Source organism: Schinkia acidoalkalinis (assembly GCF_054301215.1).
The window spans coordinates 2,635,417-2,651,708 of the sequence record NZ_CP182573.1; the positions used below are offsets into that span (position 1 = coordinate 2,635,417).

16 protein-coding genes are annotated in these 16,292 nt (G+C 40.0%); 15 read left to right on the top strand and 1 reads right to left on the bottom strand.

What is annotated here, in order from left to right; translation table 11 throughout:
- Nucleotides 1-105: 105 nt before the first annotated feature.
- A complete protein-coding gene (locus ACNQFZ_RS13375; protein ID WP_458411838.1) occupies nucleotides 106-450 on the top strand; it encodes a hypothetical protein in 345 nt (114 codons plus the stop codon).
- Between the two features lie 459 nt (nucleotides 451-909).
- On the opposite strand, the gene ACNQFZ_RS13380 is transcribed toward ACNQFZ_RS13375, so the two are convergent.
- Nucleotides 910-1,545, bottom strand: coding sequence for a YigZ family protein (locus ACNQFZ_RS13380; RefSeq protein ID WP_458411839.1), 636 nt, complete (start codon nucleotides 1,543-1,545; stop codon nucleotides 910-912).
- Between the two features lie 252 nt (nucleotides 1,546-1,797).
- On the opposite strand from ACNQFZ_RS13380, the gene ACNQFZ_RS13385 reads away from it, so the two are divergent.
- From ACNQFZ_RS13385 to flgK, 14 genes are all read left to right on the top strand, one after another.
- On the top strand, nucleotides 1,798-2,946 hold the full coding sequence (locus ACNQFZ_RS13385) for a sensor histidine kinase (RefSeq protein ID WP_458411840.1): 1,149 nt from the start codon (nucleotides 1,798-1,800) through the stop codon (nucleotides 2,944-2,946).
- A 56-nt stretch (nucleotides 2,947-3,002) separates the two neighbouring features.
- On the top strand, nucleotides 3,003-3,695 hold the full coding sequence (locus ACNQFZ_RS13390; RefSeq protein WP_458411841.1) for a response regulator: 693 nt from the start codon (nucleotides 3,003-3,005) through the stop codon (nucleotides 3,693-3,695).
- Nucleotides 3,696-4,012: 317 nt separating this feature from the next.
- Complete coding sequence (locus ACNQFZ_RS13395) at nucleotides 4,013-6,754, top strand: hypothetical protein (protein ID WP_458411842.1); 2,742 nt, start codon at nucleotides 4,013-4,015, stop codon at nucleotides 6,752-6,754.
- Complete coding sequence (locus ACNQFZ_RS13400; protein ID WP_458411843.1) at nucleotides 6,751-7,053, top strand: EscU/YscU/HrcU family type III secretion system export apparatus switch protein; 303 nt, start codon at nucleotides 6,751-6,753, stop codon at nucleotides 7,051-7,053. Before ACNQFZ_RS13395 ends, ACNQFZ_RS13400 begins: the two co-directional genes overlap by 4 nt.
- A 70-nt stretch (nucleotides 7,054-7,123) precedes the next feature.
- Nucleotides 7,124-7,555, top strand: a complete 432-nt coding sequence (fliS, locus tag ACNQFZ_RS13405) for a flagellar export chaperone FliS (protein ID WP_458411844.1) — start codon at nucleotides 7,124-7,126, stop codon at nucleotides 7,553-7,555.
- A gap of 24 nt (nucleotides 7,556-7,579) precedes the next feature.
- Nucleotides 7,580-8,401, top strand: a complete 822-nt coding sequence (locus ACNQFZ_RS13410; RefSeq protein WP_458411845.1) for a flagellin N-terminal helical domain-containing protein — start codon at nucleotides 7,580-7,582, stop codon at nucleotides 8,399-8,401.
- Nucleotides 8,402-8,520: 119 nt separating this feature from the next.
- Entirely contained in the window at nucleotides 8,521-8,958 is a 438-nt protein-coding gene (locus ACNQFZ_RS13415) for a YaaR family protein (protein WP_458411846.1), read from the top strand.
- Between the two features lie 313 nt (nucleotides 8,959-9,271).
- Nucleotides 9,272-10,117 carry a DegV family protein gene (locus ACNQFZ_RS13420; protein WP_458411847.1) on the top strand — a complete coding sequence of 282 codons (846 nt, stop codon included), beginning with the start codon at nucleotides 9,272-9,274 and terminating at the stop codon, nucleotides 10,115-10,117.
- Between the two features lie 834 nt (nucleotides 10,118-10,951).
- Nucleotides 10,952-12,487, top strand: coding sequence for a DEAD/DEAH box helicase (locus ACNQFZ_RS13425; protein WP_458411848.1), 1,536 nt, complete (start codon nucleotides 10,952-10,954; stop codon nucleotides 12,485-12,487).
- Between the two features lie 77 nt (nucleotides 12,488-12,564).
- A complete protein-coding gene (locus tag ACNQFZ_RS13430; protein WP_458411849.1) occupies nucleotides 12,565-13,296 on the top strand; it encodes a ComF family protein in 732 nt (243 codons plus the stop codon).
- Between the two features lie 76 nt (nucleotides 13,297-13,372).
- The gene (locus ACNQFZ_RS13435) at nucleotides 13,373-13,783 is read left to right on the top strand and encodes a TIGR03826 family flagellar region protein (RefSeq protein WP_458411850.1); all 411 of its coding nucleotides are present in this window, start codon (nucleotides 13,373-13,375) and stop codon (nucleotides 13,781-13,783) included.
- A 110-nt stretch (nucleotides 13,784-13,893) separates the two neighbouring features.
- Nucleotides 13,894-14,151, top strand: a complete 258-nt coding sequence (gene flgM / locus ACNQFZ_RS13440) for a flagellar biosynthesis anti-sigma factor FlgM (protein WP_458411851.1) — start codon at nucleotides 13,894-13,896, stop codon at nucleotides 14,149-14,151.
- 20 nt (nucleotides 14,152-14,171) lie between these two features.
- Nucleotides 14,172-14,666 carry a flagellar protein FlgN gene (locus tag ACNQFZ_RS13445; protein WP_458411852.1) on the top strand — a complete coding sequence of 165 codons (495 nt, stop codon included), beginning with the start codon at nucleotides 14,172-14,174 and terminating at the stop codon, nucleotides 14,664-14,666.
- 22 nt (nucleotides 14,667-14,688) lie between these two features.
- Nucleotides 14,689-16,284 (top strand): flagellar hook-associated protein FlgK, encoded by a 1,596-nt coding sequence (gene flgK / locus ACNQFZ_RS13450; RefSeq protein ID WP_458411853.1) that lies wholly within the window; start codon nucleotides 14,689-14,691, stop codon nucleotides 16,282-16,284.
- The last annotated feature ends 8 nt before the right edge of the window (nucleotides 16,285-16,292 follow it).

Sequence of the window (16,292 nt, forward strand, 5' to 3'; positions counted from 1 at the left end):
CCTATCTGCACTTTCAGGTTTTGCAGACAAATATAATGCAAGTGCAACGATACCTGTCTACATTTTCAGATTTTGCAGACAAACAAAAGGCAAGAGCATCAATCTTTGTCTACATTTTGGCATATTGCAGACAAACGAGGAGCAAGAGTATGGACCATTGTCCACATTTTGGCATATTGCAGACAAACAAAAGGCAAGAGCATGAATCATTGTCCGCATTTTGGCATATTGCAGACAAACGAGAGGCAAGAGCAAGGATCATTGTCTACAATTTGGCATATTGCGGTCAAACAAAGGGTAAGAGCAACGATATCTGTCCGCATTTTGGCATATTGCAGACAAACAAAAGGCAAGAGCAAGGATCATTGTCTTCATTCTGGCATATTGCAGACAAACAAAAGGCAAGAGCAAGGATCATTGTCTTCATTCTGGCATATTGCAGACAAATGAAAGGCAAGAGCAAGGATCATTGTCTACATTTTGGCATATTGCGGACAAACAAAAGGCAAGAGCATGGATCATTGTCTACATTTTGGCATATTGCAGACAAACAAAGGGTAAGAGCAACGATATCTGTCTACATTTTCAGATTTTGCAGACAAACAAAAGGCAAGAGCATGAATCTTTGTCTACATTTTGGCATATTGCGGACAAACAAAGGGTAAGAGCAACGATATCTGTCCGCATTTTGGCATATTGCAGACAAACAAAAGCCAAGTGCAACGATCCCAACCTGCATTTCCACATTTTGCAGACAATCAAATGGCCCGACCATCACTCCTTGACCGCGTTTCCACATTTTTACAGCCAACCAATATTAAAGCTCCAGTGCCGATACTTCTTCCAGCTCCATAGAAAATTGCCTCTCAGCTACGTCATCCTCTAAGTTCCACCTCACACTAAATCCACTCAAACATCCGTTTCCAAATACTCCGTTTCACCTTCGGAAATCTCAGCTTGTCCATTCGTCAGCTCTGTCATCCATGCAAAAAAGCTTTCCTTCATCTCCTCGGCGACGTAGGTTTCTACCTCAACACGATCCAAGTAATGAATTTCCTTTAAAATAAAATCCGAATGGGCACGCAGCTCGTTTTCAATTTTACCAAGCCACGTATAATCAATCTTTGTGTGGATGATTCTCATCAGCCGTCTTTCCACAACGCCAACTGCATTAAGCCCCTCTGAAACCGACTTTCCGTAAGCACGAATCAGACCGCCAGCTCCAAGCTTGATTCCACCGAAATAACGAGTTACAACAACGACTGTATCCTTTATGTCGCGCTTTTTTAAAACCTCAAGCATCGGTACGCCTGCCGTGCCGCTTGGCTCACCGTCATCGTTCGCTTTTTGAATTTGATTATGCTCCCCAATTAAATAGGCTGAACAATTATGGGTAGCATTCCAATGCTTTTTTTTAATTTCTTGAATGAAGGCTTGCGCCTCCTCCTCGGTTGTTGCACGTTTAAATTGGGCGACAAATTTCGACTTTTCTATCACAATTTCATGTTCGCCGGCCTTTTTTACGGTATAATATTGTAGAAGCATATTGCTTACCTCCTAATTTTTATGAAATTTACTCATTAAGTTTCGTACCATAACCCTATGCTGGATTTGCATAAACTAAGTCATTTTTATTATAAATGGACGTAGATTTTGCGGCAAATGTGGAAATTTTGATTAATTTTTATATTAAATACCCACAAAAATTTAAAAAGTGAATCGAATCCTATTATATCAGGGTGTATTATATAAGGGTGGAAAAAATTTACACTTGCTTTTTCTGGAGGAATAGGAAAAATGTCATTAAAACTTGATGAAAAAGCGTTGGACCGCATTTTAGATTCGATGATTCAAACTGTATCAAATAGTAAAAAAGAAGTCATTGAAATTAGCGAGCAGTCACGGCAGGAGTATGAGATTTTAACCAAGGAGTTGCTAGTTACGAAGCTGGAGGTTACCGAGGTTATTGATAAAGGCGACCGTTTGCAGGCCCAGGAAAAAATGGCGAGACAGCGTCTTGCTGTAGTGAGCAAAAATTTCAATCAGTATTCGGAAGAGGAAGTTCGTAAATCCTATGAAAAAGCTCATGGCTTGCAGATGAACCTTTCCTTTATTCGCCAAAAGGAAAAAACGCTAATAGAGCGTCGTAATGAGCTGGAGATTCGCCTCAAAAGATTGGAGAAAACCGTTCAGCGCGCGGAAAACCTTGTTAGCCAAATTACTGTGATTTTGAACTATTTATGTAGCGACCTCCAGCAAGTGAATGAAATATTAGCAGATGCAAAGGAAAAGCAGGAATTTGGCCTACGAATTATTGAAGCGCAGGAAGAAGAGCGAAAAAGGTTATCACGGGAAATCCATGATGGCCCAGCCCAAATGCTTGCAAATGTAATGCTACGGTCAGAGCTTGTTGAACGAGTTTCACGTGAGCGTGGATTGGAGGAAGGAATCAAGGAAATTAAAGATTTGCGACTGATGGTCCGCTCGGCGTTGTACGAGGTACGTAAAATTATTTATGATCTGAGGCCAATGGCACTTGACGATTTGGGATTGATTCCTGCATTAAAAAAATACTTGTCCACAACTGAAGAATATAATAATATATCGATAAAATTTGTTTTGTTAGGAGAAGAAAAGCGATTAGCATCGCGGTTAGAGGTAGCGCTATTCAGACTTGTCCAAGAAGCCGTACAAAATGCAATCAAGCATGCCAAAGCAAGAGAAATACAAGTGAAAATTGAACTAAAAAATGCATTTGGGAATTTAATCATCAGAGATGATGGAATTGGCTTTGATCCAACAGTAAAAAAAGAAAATTCCTTTGGCATTGTGGGGATGAGAGAGCGTATTGAACTCTTAAAAGGGGAAATTGTTTTTGAATCAGCAATTGGTAAAGGGACGATGGTTGTCATCAATGTGCCTTTACTAGAAAAAGAAGATAAATAGAAAAAGCTATCAATCTAAGAAAAATCCGTCTTTTAAATATAGAGGAGGAATTATAAGTGAATGGGAGTACCTCAATTTTAGTAATTGATGATCATCAGTTGTTTCGTGAAGGTGTAAAACGCATTTTGGATTTAGAAGACAACTTCGAAGTCATTGCGGAAGGTGATGATGGCGATGATGCGGTGGCCCTTGTGGAGCAATATCACCCAGATGTTGTTGTTATGGACATTAATATGCCGCATGTGAACGGTGTTGAAGCAACAGAAAAGTTAGTTGAAAAATTCCCGGATGTAAAAGTTTTAATCTTGTCCATCCACGATGATGAAACCTATGTCACGCATGCCCTTAAAACTGGAGCAAGAGGCTATTTGTTGAAAGAAATGGACGCCGATGCCCTTGTTGAAGCGGTCAAAGTCGTAGCGGACGGTGGATCTTACCTGCATCCGAAAGTAACCCATAACTTAGTCAATGAATACCGCCGTTTAGCAGCAGGAGACGGAGGCCAGTCAAATGGTACGTTAAAAGATGTCGAATATCGTAAACCCTTACATATTTTAACGCGCCGCGAATGTGAAGTGCTGCAAATGCTAGCTGACGGTAAAAGCAATCGCAACATCGGAGAAGCATTATACATCAGTGAAAAAACAGTTAAAAACCACGTAAGCAATATTTTACAAAAAATGAACGTCAATGACCGCACACAAGCCGTTGTCGTAGCCATTAAAAATGGCTGGGTGCAGGTGCGCTAAGTAGCCTCCACCTCTCAACGCCTGAGGGGTAGCCGGACGGTGGGGTGTGTTGCTGGTTAGCTGCATACTTTACAATGGTCTGTTTGTTCAGCCCTGCACAATTGGAATTGTTTAATTAGTTAGAAGCTCTTTGCTACCCAAGGATGGATATGGCGAGGGGCTTTTAATTTTGTTTTTTTTATAAAATACTACGACTTCAAAATCCCCTTTTTGAAAGATTCACTTAACGATGCCCGCAAAATTGGCAATAAATTTCCATTTAAAAAGCCCAGCTTTAGCCGATATAAACAGTAGCAAATTGTACGGGAGTGGAGAACATGCAGATTATCAACAATCAGTTTTCTGCAAATCAGCTACAGCAGGCGGAGCGCCCACTTGAGTTGAAGCAAGGGGAATTATATAAAGCGCAAATTAAAGAACGCATTTCGGATACGGAAGCAATTGTTCAAATTCGTGGAAAAGAAGTCAAAGCCACGTTTGAAGGCCAAGTCCCCGCAGAAGACCGGGTAACAGTGCAGGTAACCGGTCAAAAGGACCAGTCTGTTCTTGTAAAAACAATGTCAGCGGAGAATCTTAAAAGTCCGGCTCCGGAGTCGCAGCCTAGTGACGCTAAGGTGCTACAAAGCGTTGGCATTACTGCAAAGGATACCCCAGAGTTGAAGCAAAGCGTGCAAATGTTACTGGACAAGGGTATGCCTGTGACGAAAGAGGCTGTTCAGGAACTTCGTGATTTTTTTGAAAAAGCACAAGGAAGCGCTGCTGCCAAACTAGACACGGTAAAGGCTTTAGTCAATAAAAGATTAGAAGTGACGCAATCCCATTTGCGCCCAATTCACGAGGCCCTTCATGGTAGGCCGTTGAATGAGGTTTTAACAGACCTTGCCACAGAGATTGATCCAGAATTTGATTTAGCTAAGAATGAGCAAAATGATGTTCAGAAACGCACAGAGACGGAAAATATCGTAAAAGCAGCAAGAACAGGAAATGCTGAAACAACAGCGAAAGAGCTCACTGAGCTTTTACATAAAAATAGAGAATTGGTTGAAAAAGCTCCAGATTTAAAGCTGGCAATTGAAAAGGTTCGGTCTGAAATCGTAAATAATCCAGCAATTGATCGGGAATTAGCGCAAAAGATTGAGAAGGCAGCCTATGAAGCTGAAAAATTACAATCCATCGGTAAGGAGCGCCTTGTCCAAGCTTTACAAAACGCCGAGGAGCAATTGGTGGAAAAAGACGAACGTTCTCTGCAAGCTATTAAACAAATGAAGGAAACAGTTCAGAACGAATCAAACATCCAACGAGTGACAAATGTGGTCCGTGACTTATTAAAAATCAATAAGGATATCGGCTCTGAAATAAAAAGCTCAATCGAAAAAATGGTCAATCAAGCTAGTCAATTAGATCAAGCAGGACGTGAACGGCTTTCTAAAATTTTAGAACAAGCCGCAAACATACCTCAGTTTGACCAACAAAAAACAGAGTCAGTGCAGGACAACAATCAAAAATTAAGCACTATACTTGCTGGGATTGTAGATCAGGAGTCTGCAAAGGAAGAAACGAACCCAAGCATGCTAATAAAAGAGGCACTCAAACAAATTCAAAAAGCGGCAAATCTTGAACAGGCGCTTACTCAGATACAGAAAGAAGTATCAAGTAGCCCGAACCTAGATATAAAAACAATCGAAAAAGTTGAAAATGCAGTCGAACATTCAACACAACTCCTTGACAAAGGACGCGAACTCGGAGCTCGCCAGCTAATAACCAAAGCTTTAAATGAAATCGAACAAGAACTTGCAAATACGGAGCCAAGGCAGCAACCAGTAGAAACAAAAGGGGTCCATAGCGAACTTCTAAACCAGTTCGAACAAAATGAGCAATTCCAAACGTTGCCACTAGAAACAAAAAATATTCTAGTAACAAAAGTAACCCAAAAGCTTGCACAGGCAGCTCATGACTTCCGTGAATTAAAGCGGGAGATTACTAGAAACCTAGATACAATTGAACGACTAGCAAATATTTATAAGAAAAACGCCTATCCACAGGCTAAGCAAATTTTGCAAACAACGATTAACAAGCTTGATAATGCGATTTTAAAAAGCGACATGATGCTTTTTACAGATATGAAAACGGAAAAGCAATTAATGCAAGCTAGCACACAACTAGCAGAGGCAAAGAAGTTGCTAGCAAAGGGCAATCATGCCGAAGCAGCAAAAATCGTTTATGACATTAAAACATTGGTAGATAAAATAAATTTCAAGCCTTCTGAACAAAAAGTGATGCATTTTGTTTCAAAGGAGAGCACAAACCTTGAACAGCATTCACCATCGCAACAGCTTTTAAAACATTTTGATGAAACGGCCCGGTCCAATGTTAGGCAAGAGCCTTCAGCCCGACAAATGTTCGAAATGGTGCGGTCACTAGGCCTCAATCATGACAGCGACTTGGCGAAATCTTTAGTATTCGAAGAAACTTCCACCCAACGTGGACAGGATCATCAAAACCAACAGGAAAATGTAAAAGCAACGCTCATGAAACTTGCGCTAGCTGGCGGAGATGAGGCTTCCACGAAAATTGCTCAGCAAGCAGAACAAGCCCTAAATAACCTTACCGGTCAGCAACTATTAAGCAAATCTGATTCAGGCAACACTTTACAAAGTATGTTTTTCAGTCTGCCGCTTTTACTTGGGGAAAAGCCAGAAAATCTTCAGGTGTTCGTGAACTCCAAAAAGGAAGGGCAGCAAGTAGACTGGGAAAACTGCAATCTGTATTTTTTAATCGAAACAAAAAAACTAGGCGACGTTGGCATTATGCTTTCGTCAACGGAGCGTAATCTGTCAATCACGATTAAAAATGACAAGCCAGGCTTTAAGCAAAAAATGGAGCCACTTGCCGCAATTACAAAGGAAAAGCTGCAAGAGGTAGGCTATAGCGTTAACAGCATAAATTTTACAAGAATGACTCCGATTGCTAGTCGACAGCAAAGCTCAACCAACAATGAAGAACAACAAACGGAATTGAGACCAGTCTTTACCGAGAAAGGGATGGACTTCAAAATATGATTGCATCAAAATACTACAATCAGAAAAAACGCAAAGAAGCGAACGGCCCATCAGCTGCTGTTATTAAGTATGAAGAGGGAACCGGTAAAGCACCTGTCGTTGTTGCCCACGGGAAAGGTGAAGTAGCCCGGCAAATCATTGAAATCGCCAAGAAAAATAACATTCATATGCAAGAGGACTCGAGGCTAGTAGAAAACTTGCTGGACATGGATTTGGGAGACAATATTCCCCCTCAACTTTACCAAGTGATGGCCGAAATCTTGCTGCTCATCGAGGAAATGGAAAAAAACTATTCATAAAACTATTAAACTCAACAAAATTCGAGCCGATAAATAAAGCAGGTAAATCGAAACTGGAGGTGCACATGACGTGACCGGCATTTTGACAGAGGAAGCACTATTTAAAAAATCACCTCAAGAAATTACTACTCTTCTATATGAAGTAAGTATAGACAGTTTAGAAGAGGCAATAGATGCAATTAATGATAAAGCGTACGATATTGCAAATCAAAAATTAACAAAGGTAAATGATATTTTATACCGCTTAGGTGCGGGGATTAACTATGAAGCGGGAATTATTGCCGATCAACTTGAAGCTTTATATGATTACATGGCAAATAAGTTAATAGAAGCTAACCTAAAAAAAGATATAAAAGTAATTGAAGAGGTAGTAAATATTCTGCAGGCAATTTCAACATCCTGGAATGAGGCGTTGAAAAAGGGAGCCACTCCGCAAAATAGTAAATTTAGAAAAAGCTCATCCGCATATGAACAAAATATATTGACGAAGGATTTTAAATAATCTAGTAGAAATGGAGAACTAAACATGAGAATTAATCATAATATCCAAGCGTTAAATGCATATAGAAATCTATCAGCCAATCAAGCGATGACTTCAAAGAATCTGGAAAAGTTATCATCTGGTCTACGAATTAATCGTGCAGCCGATGATGCAGCGGGCTTGGCGATTTCCGAAAAAATGCGCAGCCAAATCAAAGGTCTTTCACAAGCTGAAAGAAATGCAATGGACGGCGTTTCTTTACTTCAAACAGCTGAAGGTGCAATGAATGAGATGCATAGTATGCTTCAGAGAATGAGAGAGTTGACTGTTCAGGGTGCGAATGATACGAATGAAACGAATGACAGAACTGCTATAAAAACAGAGCTTGACGCATTAAGTGCTGCATTTGATAATATCGCCACTCAAACTGAATTTAACTCGACGAAACTTCTAGATGGTACATTTTCAGCGAAGAAATTACAAGTAGGTGCAAATGGTGGTCAAACAATAGACATAACGCTATCAGATCTTAAAGCTGCAACATGCGGTGTGGGTACTGGGGACCTTAATGTTTCGGATCATACCAATGCACAAGCTACTCTAGTAAAAATTGATGCTGCCATTAAAAAGATCTCAGATGAGCGTTCAAAGGTTGGTGCAGTGCAAAACCGCCTAGAGCACACAATCAGTAATCTACAAACATCAAATGAAAACTTAACATCTGCTGAATCACGTATTCGTGACGCTGATATGGCTTCTGAAATGACAGAGTTTACGAAGAATAACATTCTTAACCAATCAGCTCAAGCTATGCTTGCCCAAGCAAACCAATTGCCACAGGGTATTCTTCAATTATTACAACGATAATAAACACCAAAGAGGTGGCTCGACATCAATTCGAGCCGCCTTTTTTGTAAAATTGATTGGTGAGACAATGCTTGTGATATAATGATGTCAGTTTAATTTTATATAAAGGCGGTAAACAAATGGACGTTCGAAAGATTGGAAACACCAGCCTAAATAATATAAAAGCAAAGAAAAGCGGTCCAACTGAAAGTATCTCTTTCCAAGAAGTAATGGGGAAAAATCGGCAAGAAATGGTCTATGAAAAACTTACAAAACTAGTTCAAGACATTGAAGACCAAGGAAAAGTCTTATCCGAATCTAGAACGATTGATGATCTTCGTAAATATAAAAAAATGGTGAAGGAATTTATGGACGAAGCTGTCCAAAATGGCTTGCAGCTCGAAGAACGACGCGGTTTCAATCGTCGCGGCCGGACGAAAATCTATAAGATCGTCAAAGAGGTTGATAGTAAATTAATTGATTTAACAAACGCTGTTTTAGATAAAGAGAAAAAGGGCCTTGATATTTTGAGTGTGGTTGGGGAAATCAAAGGATTGTTAATTAATATCTATACTTAAAAAAGTATCACCTAGTCAACACCCGCCGGATTGGAATTTATTACTTGTTATTGTATAATATAATTAGAATTAGCGAATAAATAAAAAGAGTCAGGTGCGGTAACACCTGACTGTGCAACTACATGCCGCATGATAAACGGCTAAAAGAAAAGATTTCGATGAAATAGCTCACCTCACTTCTCAGGGCAGGGTGGCTATTTCTTTTTATTTATAAAAGCACTTTTCAAATTAGCATACAACATAAAAGATGCAATCATTATAAATTTCATGTAAAATAATGCGTAAATAACCCTTTCCAAAGGAAGATATCCACATGAAAACAGCCGTTGTTACAGACAGCACAGCCTACCTGCCACAAAAACTGCGTGAACAATTACATATTGAAATGTGCCCATTAAACGTTATATTTGGAACGGAGTCCTATCAGGAGGAGCTGGAAATGACTGCTACTGATTTTTACGAAAAAGTAAAGCAGGCCCCAGAACTTCCGAAAACATCGCAGCCAGCCATTGGATTAATTGTAGATCTGTATCAAAAACTAGCAGATCAAGGTTATGAAGCGGTTATATCGGTTCATTTATCAAGCGGAATCAGCGGGACGTATCAAGCTTCGATAACAGCTGGTGAAATGGTTGAGGGGATAAAAGTCTATTCCTTTGATTCTGAAATAAGCTGTATGCCCCAAGGATTTTATGCCATTGAAGCCGCACAAATGGTACAGCAAGGCAAAACCCCTGAAGAAATCATGGAGCGCCTTAACGACATGAAAAAGTCGATGCGTGCCTATTTAATGGTCGATGACTTATCACATTTACAGCGGGGTGGCCGACTGAATGGCGCACAAGCATTAATAGGTAGTTTGCTACAAGTAAAGCCAATTCTCCATTTCAAAGATAAAATCATTGTACCTTTTGAAAAAATTCGTACCTATAAAAAAGCAGTGAAGCGCATTTTAGAGCTTTTTGATGAAGATGCAAGAACAGGAGTACCAATCAAAGCCTCGGTTATTCATGCCAATCGTCTTGAAACAGTAGAGGAATTAAAAAGGCAAATTCAAGATCAATACCCTAATGTAGAAATTGATATAAGCTATTTTGGTGCGGTCATCGGCACACATTTAGGTGAAGGTGCCATTGGTTTAGGCTGGTACAAGAAATAATGTACTGACAAAATAATTGTTGTTAGTGCTCTCGCTAGGCGTTTTTTGACACAGGCCATACTAGAAGAGTAGGCATGAAGAGATTGCTTGTTCGTGGAATTTAATACACAGCCCATATATTTGCCCACAAAACACAAAATGAAGACAAAAGTTGATGCACCAACCCCGTGTTTGTCTACAAAACACAAAAATGAAGACAGACTATGTGCCCAAACCCTATATTTGTCCATAAAACAACAAAATGAAGACAAAAGCTGATGCACCAACCCCATGTTTGTCTACAAAACAGAAAATGAAGACAGACTATGTGCCCAAACCCTATATTTGTCCATAAAACAACAAAATGAAGACAAAAGCTGATGCACCAACCCCGTGTTTGTCTACAAAACACAAAAATGAAGACAGACTATGTGCCCAAACCCTATATTTGTCCATAAAATAACAAAATGAAGACAAAAGTTGATGCACCAACCCCGTGTTTGTCTACAAAACACAAAAATTAAGACAGACTATGTGCCCAAACCCTATATTTGTCCATAAAACACAAAAATGAAGACAAAAGTTGATGCACAGCCCCAATGTTTGTCCAGAAAACACAAGAAGGAAGACAGACTATGATACAGAAACCCTATATTTGTCCATAAAACAACAAAATGAAGACAAAAGTTGATGCACAGCCCCAATGTTTGTCCAGAAAACACAAGAAGGAAGACAGACTATGATGCACAAACCCTATATTTGTCCATAAAACAACAAAATGAAGACAAAAGTTGATGTACCAACCCTATGTTTGTCCGCTATCACAAAATGAAGCGAAATGGGAGGAGAATAAAAATGAGATTTACAAGTCTAACACAAGATAACAAAATTGCATTGCTACCGGGACTATTAACTGGAAACCTCGCACAAAACCCAAATGCTAACTTCCAACCAATCTATAAAATTACCGACTTGCAACCGCAGCAATTAAACAACGAATTCCAGTACTCCCAAGACCTCCAACAATTTCTTCAAGGCAAAAAACTTCTACTAGACGAACTCCCATTTCCGCTATCTGATATACACGAACATTATCTAAATGGTTTCATTCAATACAACCACGGTGTCATAAAAATGCAGAATAACAAATTCAAATGTCAACGCTGCGGCAATCAAAATCAACATTTATTTGCAGCCTTCGACTGTGCTCGTTGTCATGAAAACTGCACCTATTGCCGCAACTGTATTATGATGGGGCGAGTCAGCCAATGCACACCTCTTATCACTTGGATAGGCACAGTTTCACGTTACCAACCTAAAAACACGGACAACCCCATCTTAACGTGGACAGGCCAGCTTTCACCCGGGCAGCAAACTGCTTCAGATAAAGTGGTCGAAGCAATTAATCATAATGAGGACTTGCTAGTTTGGGCCGTATGTGGATCTGGTAAAACAGAGGTCCTCTTTCAAGGAATCAAAACAGCCCTCCAGAACGGAAAGCAAGTTTGTGTAACAACTCCACGTACCGATGTCGTACTAGAGTTGACGCCACGCTTGAAGCAGGCCTTTCCCAATACGTCGTTAATCTCTTTATTTGGAGGTAGTGAAGATCGCAGCAAGTCCGCCCAACTCACCATTTCTACAACCCACCAACTGATGAGATATCATAAAAACTTCGATGTCATCATCATCGATGAGGTTGACGCCTTTCCCTATTCAGCCGACGAATCACTCCAATATGCCGTCGGGCAAGCCAAGAAAGAAAACTCAGTAATGATCTACCTAACCGCCACACCCAACGCAGACTTCAAACGTAAAGCAATACAAGGAAAAATAAATACAGTAACCATTCCGGCAAGATATCACCGCAAACCGCTCCCAGTTCCTGAGTTCCGCTGGTGTGGCGACTGGAAAAAGCGATTAAAGAAAAAACACGACATTCCAGCAAATATTAAAGCTTGGGTAACAGCCCATCTTCAAGCAAAAAAGCAAGCATTCCTATTCGTTCCACATATCGAAACTCTAAACGAAGTGGTGACCATACTTAAAAAATTAGAATCCAGCATCGAAGGGGTCCATTCCGAAGATCCGAAGCGAAAAGAAAAAGTCCAAGCCTTTCGTGACGGTACTATTCCGCTCCTAGTCACAACAACCATCCTTGAACGCGGCGTGACCATCCCAAATACAGATGTAGCCGTCCTTGGCGCTGATGATGCCATTTTTACAGAAAGTGCCCTCGTCCAAATTGCTGGAAGAGTTGGACGCAGCCCGAAATATCCAACTGGGGAGGTGGCTTTTTATCATTATGGAAAAACAAAAGCCATGGTCGCTGCACGGAAACAAATTTTACAAATGAATAAGGAAGGGAAGGAGACAGGGCTTCTTGACTAATCATTTACTAATAGAGAAGAGGATGTGTCCTTTATGAGAACGCAAAAACAAAGCATAAGCCCGAGGTGTATTAATCCATGCGCTGCCTAATATGCCATCAACCAATCAGCCCAACCATCACTTGGAGCACGCTGTTCACTTTATCCAGCACCCAACAACAGCCTCAAATCTGCCAGCCTTGCAATGAAAAGCTAGAACTAATCACAGGTGAACAATGCCGCATCTGCAGCCGCCCATTTTCCAAGCTGGACAGTAAATTCCGAAGAAATGACCTCTGTAGTGACTGCGTGAAATGGGAACAACAGCCAGAATGGCAAGGCCTCCTAACACAAAATCACTCAATCTACCATTACAATGATTTTCTAAAAGAATTGCTCGCCAAGTTTAAATTCCGTGGCGATCATGAAATCGTAAAGGTCTTCACCACCGCCATACATCAAAAGTATAAACAAGATTACAATCAACAAGACCCGCCACTCATAATCCCAGTTCCCATAAGCCCAGAGCGCTTCTATGAACGAGGCTTTAATCAAGCCCATTCATTAGCCACTCTCCTAAACGCACCAATAGAAGATATCCTCACCCGTACGCATACCGAAAAGCAAAGCAAAAAGAAAAGAGAAGAACGACTTGCAAAAGAGTCACCATTTCATCTAAAACCAAATTTTCCACTAGAAAAATATCAGAATAAACATCTCTTGCTAATCGATGACATCTACACAACCGGCACCACACTAAGGCAAATTGCGAAAACTCTTACGGTACTTTCTCCAAAAACAATCAAATCTCTTACATTAGCAAGAAGTTAACTTCAAAACTAAATACTTTTACAATTCCAGACGATATAATAAATAGAAGAAAAGATATGTACCGGGAGGAATTACAATGCCAGAACTAGATAACTGTTCAATATGTGGTCAATTATATATCCGTAATCTCCGAGGAATATGTGATGCATGCCGAAAAGAAGAGGATAAATTATTTGACAAAGTCTATCAATTTATTAAAAGGCGTGAAAACAGAACGGCTAATATTTCAGAGATTGTAGAAGCAACAGGGGTTCATGAGGATACGATTATGCGTTTTGTAAAGGAAGGGCGTTTACATACAACCCAGTTCCCTAACATCGGTTACCGTTGTGAGAAATGTGGAACGATTATTCAAAAAGGTAAACTGTGCGTAAAATGTGCTAGTTCGTTCAATTCAGAACTTAAACAATACGTATCTGAAGAAGAACGGAAACAGAAAATTAGGGAACAAGAAAAACATGCACGCACATACTACACTGAATCGTAAAGCGACAACAATTCATCTGTCAAAGTAAACTTTTAAGAAAAAATGCCGATAATAAACATAAGAAAATAATGGACACTCTAAAATTCTTTCAAGGAGTGAGGTGAATCCTTTTGAAAATCAATCATTTTGGTCCTGTCAATATGAATCCATATAAAAAGCAAATTGAGAAAACAGAAAAACTGCAAAAGTCTACGAGTACGGATCATATTCAAATTTCTACAGAAGCGTTAGAACTGCAAAAAGGCAACCGCATCGAGACGGAGAGACAGGCAAAGGTAGAAGAATTGAAAAATAAAATTGAGTCTGGTGAATATCAGGCAAATCCACGGGAAGTTGCCAAAAAAATGTATGACTTCTGGAATAACTAATGATGAAGGAGGTTGCGTCAGTGTCTGCACAACAACTTATAGAAACGCTCGAGAAATTACTAATTTTGCATAAGAGCTTACATCAACTAGCAAAGCAAAAAACTGAAGTATTAAAGACAGGGGACACTGATGCCCTTCATAATCTTTTAAAAGAAGAGAAGAAGCATATTTTAGCAATCCAAAAATTTGAAACCGAGCGGCAAAAAGTTTCAAAAGAATTTCTTGAAAAAATTGGCGGTGGCGACATTCAAAGCTTAACGATTTCCTCGTGTATAGAAGTTGCCGAAGCCTCTGAAAAAGAAAAATTAATTGAACTAAGCTCTGATTTGCAGGCTCAACTAAAGGACTTAAAAGTAAGTAACGAACTAAATCAACTTCTTTTAAAGCAATCACTGCAATTTGTGAATATGTCTTTAGATCTTTTAATGCCTGAAATAGATACGTACAATTACGAGCGACCTGGACAAGCTTATCAAAACAACGGAGGCCGCTCGATTTTTAATTCAAAAGCATAAGGCCAAATGGGGGTGAAAGACATTGACTTCAACATTTCATGGTTTGGAAGTAGCAAGAAGAGGAATGATGGCACAGCAGGCAGCGCTTTATACAACAAGTCATAATATCGCAAATGCCAATACGCCTGGCTACACAAGACAACGTGTCAATTTTGTACAAACAGATCCCTATCCATCGGCGTCAAGAAATCGACCGCAAATTCCGGGACAAATGGGGACTGGGGTTGAAACAGGTTCTATCCAGCGAATTCGTGATTCTTTTTTAGATGACCAATATCGTACGGAAAATAATAAATTTGGCTATTGGAACACAAAAAGCGAGGCCCTAACGAAAATGGAGGATATCATGAATGAGCCCTCTGAAGATGGGTTAGCAACTACCATCAATGAGTTTTGGGGTGCGCTTCAAGACTTATCTGCACAACCTGAAGATTCAGGTGCTCGCTCTGTCGTTAGGCAAAGGGCGTTAGCGGTTGCAGATACGTTTAAATATGTCTCCAACTCCCTTAGCGCAATCCAAAAAGACCTTGATAAACAAATTGATGTTGAAAAAGATAATTTAAATGCCATTTTAGAAAAAATCGGGGATCTCAATAAACAAATAAACGAAGTAGAGCCGCATGGGTATGTCCCTAATGATTTATATGATGAGCGTGATCGACTTGTAGATGAACTTTCCAATAGTGTGAGTATTAGAGTGGAAAGAGTGAAAAGCAGTGGAAAGCCGGATGATATTGCAGAGGGGAAGTATAACATTTTTTTAACCGATGGGGAAGGCAAGGATTTAGTGCCACCGGTGAAAATCGTTGATGGGGATAATTTAAAAGTTGCCCAAATGAAGTATACGAAGGATAACTCCCTTACCTATAGTCCTGTTGATACAATCTCTTTTGTTGACAAAGATACGGGTGCTGTACTGCAAAACTTTAATGCGAAAGATTTTAATTCGCCAGGGAAATTACAGGCTTTTGTTGAAGCATATGGGTACGTGGATGGCGGGAAAGCCACCGGCATTTATCCAGACATGCTACACGATTTAGATTTGATGGCTGTTTTGTTTGTTGATAAATTTAATGAAATTCACCGCGCGGGATCAGGATTGCCGCAACTAGACTCTGCTGGTATTGTCGTGACGCCGGGTGCGACAGGCTTAGATTTTTTTGAACCATTTACAATGACCGCAGCAAATCCTAATGGAGCGGCATCACAAATGAAATTAAGCAGTAATATCGAACTGGATTTAAATAATATTGCGGCCTCTACCAATGGAACGTCTGGGGATGGAAGCAATGCAAAGAACTTGGCGAATATTAAAGATGTTATGTTAGATTTTGATCAGGACGGGGTTCCTGAAAATAGCGCCCAAAGCTTTTACCAAAGTAAAATAGGTAAAATGGGAGTAGATACCCAATTAGCAGACCGGATGACGAAGAATTCAACAACCTTGAAGGACTCTGTAGAAACTAGGAGAAATTCAATAAGTAACGTTTCCTTAGATGAAGAGATGACAGATATGATTAGATTTCAACACGCGTACAATGCAGCAGCCAGAAATATAACATTGATTGATGAACTGCTCGATAAAGTCATCAATGGTATGGGTGTAGGTGGAAGGTAGGTAGGTGA

Excerpts from the sequence above, each read along its gene's own strand:
- ACNQFZ_RS13380 (WP_458411839.1), bottom strand. The coding sequence starts at position 1,545 with ATGCTTCTACAATATTATACCGTAAAAAAGGCCGGCGAACATGAAATT.
- ACNQFZ_RS13385 (WP_458411840.1), top strand. The coding sequence starts at position 1,798 with ATGTCATTAAAACTTGATGAAAAAGCGTTGGACCGCATTTTAGATTCG.
- ACNQFZ_RS13395 (WP_458411842.1), top strand. The coding sequence starts at position 4,013 with ATGCAGATTATCAACAATCAGTTTTCTGCAAATCAGCTACAGCAGGCG.
- ACNQFZ_RS13400 (WP_458411843.1), top strand. The coding sequence starts at position 6,751 with ATGATTGCATCAAAATACTACAATCAGAAAAAACGCAAAGAAGCGAAC.
- ACNQFZ_RS13410 (WP_458411845.1), top strand. The coding sequence starts at position 7,580 with ATGAGAATTAATCATAATATCCAAGCGTTAAATGCATATAGAAATCTA.
- ACNQFZ_RS13415 (WP_458411846.1), top strand. The coding sequence starts at position 8,521 with ATGGACGTTCGAAAGATTGGAAACACCAGCCTAAATAATATAAAAGCA.
- ACNQFZ_RS13420 (WP_458411847.1), top strand. The coding sequence starts at position 9,272 with ATGAAAACAGCCGTTGTTACAGACAGCACAGCCTACCTGCCACAAAAA.
- ACNQFZ_RS13425 (WP_458411848.1), top strand. The coding sequence starts at position 10,952 with ATGAGATTTACAAGTCTAACACAAGATAACAAAATTGCATTGCTACCG.
- ACNQFZ_RS13430 (WP_458411849.1), top strand. The coding sequence starts at position 12,565 with ATGCGCTGCCTAATATGCCATCAACCAATCAGCCCAACCATCACTTGG.
- ACNQFZ_RS13435 (WP_458411850.1), top strand. The coding sequence starts at position 13,373 with ATGCCAGAACTAGATAACTGTTCAATATGTGGTCAATTATATATCCGT.